The organism is Mycobacterium intermedium, assembly GCF_002086275.1.
Lineage (GTDB): Bacteria > Actinomycetota > Actinomycetes > Mycobacteriales > Mycobacteriaceae > Mycobacterium > Mycobacterium intermedium.
The window spans coordinates 1-4,946 of sequence record NZ_MVHT01000168.1; the positions used below are offsets into that span (position 1 = coordinate 1).

The window sequence follows — 4,946 nt, forward strand, 5'->3', positions numbered from 1 at the left end:
GGGGGGGGGGGGGGGGGGGGGGGGGGGGGGGGGGGGGGCCCCCCCCCCCCCCCCCCCCCCCCCCCCCCCCCCCCCCCCCCGGGGCCGCGACGGCGACTGACAGGGGCGTCGCCAAGGCTGCCTCGACAGTGGGTCTGATCACGGCTCCGCGGGCTCCGGCGTCTCGATCTCGGCAGCGGCTACGGCCTTCTCGTATCCCAGCAACACGCTGCGTTCGGCCACGGCGATGAACTCGTTGGTGGTGTGCTGGATCGATTCGTTGATCTGTGTTTCGCCGCGCCAGCCGAAGATCGGCGACGTAGCGACCAGTACGGTGTCCAGTTCGTCGGCATAACCACCGCCGAAAACCCAGGTATGCCCGAGCGGGGTGACGAATCTGTCGCCGTCGCGCACCGCCAGTTGCGATCGGATCGCATGCGCCGCCCAATATGAGCTGGCGTGGATGAAGCCGGCCGTTGCGGTGATGGCGAACTGGGTTTCGATGTGGGCCAGGGCGGCAACGATGTCTGTGGTTGCCCTTGGCGTACCGGCGTCGGCCAGCATCCGCACCGCTAGCTGACGCTCGGCGGCGTTTTGCTCCAAGCGCAGCAGGTTGCGTAACGCCCGGTCGCGGGTGGCCTGAATTTCCTCAGCACTGAGGTCACCACAGGCGTTGTGGTCGAAGGCGTAGACGGTTTCGCTGGTGAACGGGTCCAGTTCCTCGGCATCGGGCCGGGTGCCGTGCTTGCGGTCCTCGGCGGCGATGCTGTCGGGGTCCTCACACCAGCCCGCGTTCCAGACCCCGAACGCACCTTCACCGCCGTAGTTGTGCGGGCGGATCACTACGCCTTGGTGCAGCAGTGCGCGGAAAGGGTCACCGCTTTGGACCCAGCGCACATGGGAGTAGAGGCCGTAGGGGTTGGGGGGAACTTGTGGCGGATCGAAGATGATCGCGGGCAGCAAATCCGGTGCCGTCATCGTCTCGCCCCCACCGTGGCCGCCTTGCCCGTTTTGCCCGGCTTGGCGGGCTTGGCCGGCTTCACCTTCGCCAGTGCGCGTTGCACACGTTCGGCCTCCTCACGCGCACGATAAGCGGCGTTGATTTCCTCGATGCTCGGAAGTGATTGCCGCCGTGCGGCTTTCGGGATGAGAAATGCTAGATCATGCGCCGGTGTGTCGAGCACCCGTAGCGCGGCCTCCAAGCGTTCGGACGCCGAGAGGCCGTTAGTTTTCGGGTGGTGCGGCGGGAGGGCGCGGCCCAGCAACGCGGCCAGGTCACCGTTGAACGGCGCGACGAACTCGACCAGTATCGCCGCCCACCTGCCAGACCCGATGTGCTCGTCGGTGATCAGCGGGGCGGTGGGGCGCTGTGCCAAGTCTCGCACCGCCCGCACTGTCCGGGCATGCGCGGCGCTGTCGAGTTGTCGAGATTCGGCGAGCATGCCGACGACCGTGGAGATCAGTTCGTGCACCGCGTCGGCGACCTCGTCAATCTTGGGCCGCAACACCAGCGGCCGCGGTAGGGCTGCTACCTGCGCGGCCAGCGGGTTGACAATTGCGGCCACCTCGGCGGTGAGATCGAAGTCACCGCGGTAGTGCACACGCAGCCACTGCCGGCGCCGCTCGCGCTGTTGGTCCTGCGAGTACACCACTTCGCGTGGCGCCAGCCGATTCGGGCGCTGTGGACGAGCGAGGACGGTCATGCTGGCACCGCCGGGTGTGCGTGGCGCAGCATGTCGGCCAGGGCGGGAATGTGCTCGGGTGCCAATTGTCCGCGCTCGGCGTCGATCACCCGTCGGCACCGCCAATAGGCCAGCGCGGCGTGGCATTCGAGGATGCGCGGGTCTGTGTCGGGTACACCGTGGGCTTTGAATGCAGCGTGCCGTGCCTGCCAGCGCCCTGGCGGCATGGTGGCGGGATCAATCATGCGGGCACCGTAGACGGCAGGGATGCAGGGCAGCCCGGCACGACCGCGCGAGGCCGGAGGGAAGCTGGTGCAGGCAAAGATGTGAATTCGGAAATTGCCCATACTCAGATGTCGGCTACGCGGTCTATCGTTCGACGCATGAACGGTTGGCCGCGTAGAGCACTAGCGCCGTCCCTGGCACTGATCACTTGTTGTTTCGCGAGCGCCTTTAGCCTGGCCGTGCAGCCCGCAGCGGCCGATCCCGGCCTGCCCGGTACCAACTGTGAAACCAACATGCTCGGGGCGCTGTATTGTGACGGACCCGTCCAAGCGGACGGGACATGGGTGCGGTGTGTGGATGTCGCGCCCAGCTACGGATATGGCGGTGTCTACTCTCCGCCCTATCACAAGTGCTACGCCTACGACCCGGCCAACCCTGGTCCGACTCCCATCGGGCAGCCCGCCTACCACATCGGGTTATAAATCTGAGCGTGGATTGATGCTGCCGGTATGACGGTAGGAGTTTGCCAGATCTAACAATGCCTAGTGAAGTCGGCATTGTGAGGTATTTTGAAGTTCAAAAATTGCGGTGAGTACGAGAGCGGTTGGGCTGCAAGGTATTCCGCTGGACACGGCGTACCTCGGACGGCTTTTCTTGAGAGATGCGTTATACAAACGGTCGTATGCATAACCCCTTTGCTCGTACCGCGCCTGCGGGAAGCGTCATCGCCTACGTGCGAGTGTCGACCGACGAGCAAGCCGCCCGCGGTGCCGGCCTCGAAGCCCAGCGCGCAGCCATCGAGGCCGAGGCCGCTCGCCGCGGCTGGACCATCGTCGGGTGGCACGCGGATGAGGGCATCAGTGGTTCCAAGGGTGTCGAGCGCCGGCCCGGCCTGGCCGCGGCGATCGAGGCGATCGAGGATGGCAAGGCCGCGGTGCTGATGGTGTCCAAGACTGACCGCGTGGCGCGTGGTCTGCGCACCCTGCTTGACGTGATCGACCGGGTCGAGCGTGCCAATGGCGGGGTGGTCTCAGTCGACAACACCATCGACACCAGCACCGCAGCTGGTCGGTTCCAGACACAGATCATGGGCAGCGTGGCCGAGCTGGAACGTGCCCTGATCAGTGACCGGACCAAAGCTGCGCTCGCAGTGCGCAAGGCTCAAGGTGTGCGGCTCGGCCGACCCTCGTCGCTGCCGCGCGAGGTCGTGGCCCGCATCGTCGAGGCCAGGCAAGGCGGTGCGTCGCTGCGTGCCATCGCTGCCGAGCTGACCGCTGACGGGGTGCCGACTGCACAGGGTGGCGCGAAGTGGTATGCCAACACCATCAAGCAGGTGCTCGAAGGTCAGGACGCCGAGCGTGTGCGGGCCGAGCTCGGCTGATCACGCTGCCAGCCGCAGCGTGATCGCGGTGTCGACATAGGTTCGCCCGTCGATCATGAACGCGTGCAGCTTGCGCGCGTCGTGCAACCGAACCAAGGCTTCCGCCTTCGCCCAGAACGACGCGGAAGGCAACCGGTCCCGTAAGGTGCTCCACGCCAGGAGCTGGCCGTTCGCTTTGGCGAGCTCGGCCAAGATCGCGGCGTCGAGCTGTTCCGGGGTAGCTGGCGTGCTAACTCCGGCTGTCACTCTTCGCGGACAATGACTGCAAACGTCTGCATTCTCAACGGGTTTCACGTGTCGTCCTCCGGTTCGGGCAGGGGTTCAGAGGCCGCAATTTCGGGGCTGTGCGGTCCGCTGCCGGACGAATCCGGTTCGCCGGTGCCATCGGGCAGAGTGGGCCCGGAAAACGGCTCTCCGGCCCGTTGGCGCTGACGGAGTACGGCGACCCACTCGCTCAGCTCGTCAGCCGTCAGCGCACCCAACGCGATCGCTTGCCGGCAGACATCAGTGTGCAGTGACCAGAGCGCGTCACCGTCGCCGACCACCTGGCCGAACAGCGCGCGGCAGGCAGAGACCAGCTCGGCGTCCAGTTCGGCCGGTTTAATCTTCCCGGTGTCGAGGTTTTCGACCAGCGACAATGCCGCGAGGATCGCATCGCGCTTGCTAGTCATTCGATGACCTCCGCGTCCACGGTGTTGTCCAGCGCGAGCAATCGTTGCTTGGCCTGCGCAATCAAGTCGCCGAGCGAAAGCTTGACGTCCACGGATACGGCCTGCGGCGCGTAGAGGCCGGCCAACTTGGCACGGTCGGTGACCAGGGAGCGAAGTTCGCGAGACAAGGTGGCCGCCGCTTCATCATCGCCCCGTTTCACCGCCGCTTCGTACAGCTCGAACAAGCCCGGCTCTTGTGCCGCGAGTGATGCCGAAGAAACAGCGCGCTCCAATGCGACGTGACCGGGGTCGGCGGACACTGACTTCAGCAGTCGATTCACCGCCAACCGTGCACCGTCGCGCGAGCGAAAGCCCAGCTCAGCAGAGATTTCCGTCCACGTCTTGCGCCGGGCCCGTAGCCTCAACGCCTCTTCGGCGCGGGCGCGAGAATCTTTGAGCGGCATCACTCGGGGCATGTGCAAACCCTCTGCGCAACAGTGCAATTCACGCCAGCGCGCATCGCGAAATCTGTTGGTGTACAAAGCTTTTCGCCGTTGGCGCGTGCACGAAAGCCGTTGTGCGACAAGGGGTATCGGCTGTCGGGCGTCGCGAAATCCGTTGGTGCACAAGGAATTTCGCGGTGCCCGCGTGCGCGAATCGTGTTGTGCGGCAAGGGGTATCGGCCCATGCGGTCATTGTGCCTTTAATGGGAGCAGGTGGCGACGGCAGCGGCCGTTGATGATCGAGAAGCCAGGTTAGACAGACTCGGCGAACGCATCCTGCGCCGCGTTAATGAGGCCGGCGGGACAGCAATGTGGTCTGGTCGTCGCGGGCTGCGGCAGAAATTCAAGAGCAACGAGCGCCAGTTGGCCGACATTGCTTTGTCGCGCCTGGTTGACCGCGGCGCGGTGACATATGACGGCGACGCCAACAAGGTGGTCCGGGTGTGAGGTCAGTTTGCCCGGTGCGAGTCCTACATCGACTTGGTAGGACCGTAGGACCGGTCCTACGGACCCTCTCGCGCGCGCG

Annotated in this window: 9 protein-coding genes; 3 read left to right on the top strand and 6 right to left on the bottom strand. The window is 65.5% G+C overall.

Annotated elements, in window-relative coordinates; all coding sequences use genetic code 11:
• Positions 1–138: 138 nt before the first annotated feature.
• From BST27_RS29525 to BST27_RS29535, 3 genes are read right to left on the bottom strand one after another with little or no spacing between them, the layout of a single operon-like run.
• Positions 139–957, bottom strand: a complete 819-nt coding sequence (locus tag BST27_RS29525; RefSeq protein ID WP_069419632.1) for a hypothetical protein — start codon at positions 955–957, stop codon at positions 139–141.
• Positions 954–1,682 carry a hypothetical protein gene (locus BST27_RS29530; RefSeq protein WP_079219691.1) on the bottom strand — a complete coding sequence of 243 codons (729 nt, stop codon included), beginning with the start codon at positions 1,680–1,682 and terminating at the stop codon, positions 954–956. Before BST27_RS29530 ends, BST27_RS29525 begins: the two co-directional genes overlap by 4 nt.
• Entirely contained in the window at positions 1,679–1,906 is a 228-nt protein-coding gene (locus BST27_RS29535) for a hypothetical protein (protein ID WP_069419685.1), read from the bottom strand. The genes BST27_RS29530 and BST27_RS29535 overlap by 4 nt, the downstream gene beginning before the upstream one ends.
• Positions 1,907–2,125: 219 nt before the next feature.
• Between BST27_RS29535 and BST27_RS29540 the strand changes: the two genes are divergently transcribed.
• The gene (locus tag BST27_RS29540; RefSeq protein WP_139805451.1) at positions 2,126–2,368 is read left to right on the top strand and encodes a CDGP domain-containing protein; all 243 of its coding nucleotides are present in this window, start codon (positions 2,126–2,128) and stop codon (positions 2,366–2,368) included.
• Between the two features lie 200 nt (positions 2,369–2,568).
• Positions 2,569–3,267 (top strand): recombinase family protein, encoded by a 699-nt coding sequence (locus BST27_RS29545; RefSeq protein WP_069419629.1) that lies wholly within the window; start codon positions 2,569–2,571, stop codon positions 3,265–3,267.
• Here BST27_RS29545 and BST27_RS29550 read toward each other — a convergent pair whose 3' ends face one another.
• From BST27_RS29550 to BST27_RS29560, 3 genes are read right to left on the bottom strand one after another with little or no spacing between them, the layout of a single operon-like run.
• Complete coding sequence (locus BST27_RS29550) at positions 3,268–3,513, bottom strand: hypothetical protein (protein ID WP_069419628.1); 246 nt, start codon at positions 3,511–3,513, stop codon at positions 3,268–3,270.
• Positions 3,514–3,557: 44 nt separating this feature from the next.
• Positions 3,558–3,938, bottom strand: coding sequence for a hypothetical protein (locus BST27_RS29555; RefSeq protein ID WP_069419627.1), 381 nt, complete (start codon positions 3,936–3,938; stop codon positions 3,558–3,560).
• A complete protein-coding gene (locus BST27_RS29560) occupies positions 3,935–4,393 on the bottom strand; it encodes a hypothetical protein (RefSeq protein ID WP_139805452.1) in 459 nt (152 codons plus the stop codon). The genes BST27_RS29555 and BST27_RS29560 overlap by 4 nt, the downstream gene beginning before the upstream one ends.
• A gap of 240 nt (positions 4,394–4,633) precedes the next feature.
• Between BST27_RS29560 and BST27_RS32005 the strand changes: the two genes are divergently transcribed.
• Positions 4,634–4,867: a hypothetical protein gene (locus BST27_RS32005; protein ID WP_139805453.1), complete on the top strand. Its 234-nt coding sequence runs from the start codon at positions 4,634–4,636 to the stop codon at positions 4,865–4,867.
• The last annotated feature ends 79 nt before the right edge of the window (positions 4,868–4,946 follow it).

Bases quoted from the DNA above. Each gene is read 5' to 3' on its own strand.
- BST27_RS29530 (WP_079219691.1), bottom strand. From the start codon at position 1,682: ATGACCGTCCTCGCTCGTCCACAGCGCCCGAATCGGCTGGCGCCACGC.
- BST27_RS29545 (WP_069419629.1), top strand. From the start codon at position 2,569: ATGCATAACCCCTTTGCTCGTACCGCGCCTGCGGGAAGCGTCATCGCC.
- BST27_RS29525 (WP_069419632.1), bottom strand. From the start codon at position 957: ATGACGGCACCGGATTTGCTGCCCGCGATCATCTTCGATCCGCCACAA.
- BST27_RS29560 (WP_139805452.1), bottom strand. From the start codon at position 4,393: ATGCCCCGAGTGATGCCGCTCAAAGATTCTCGCGCCCGCGCCGAAGAG.
- BST27_RS29555 (WP_069419627.1), bottom strand. From the start codon at position 3,938: ATGACTAGCAAGCGCGATGCGATCCTCGCGGCATTGTCGCTGGTCGAA.
- BST27_RS29535 (WP_069419685.1), bottom strand. From the start codon at position 1,906: ATGATTGATCCCGCCACCATGCCGCCAGGGCGCTGGCAGGCACGGCAC.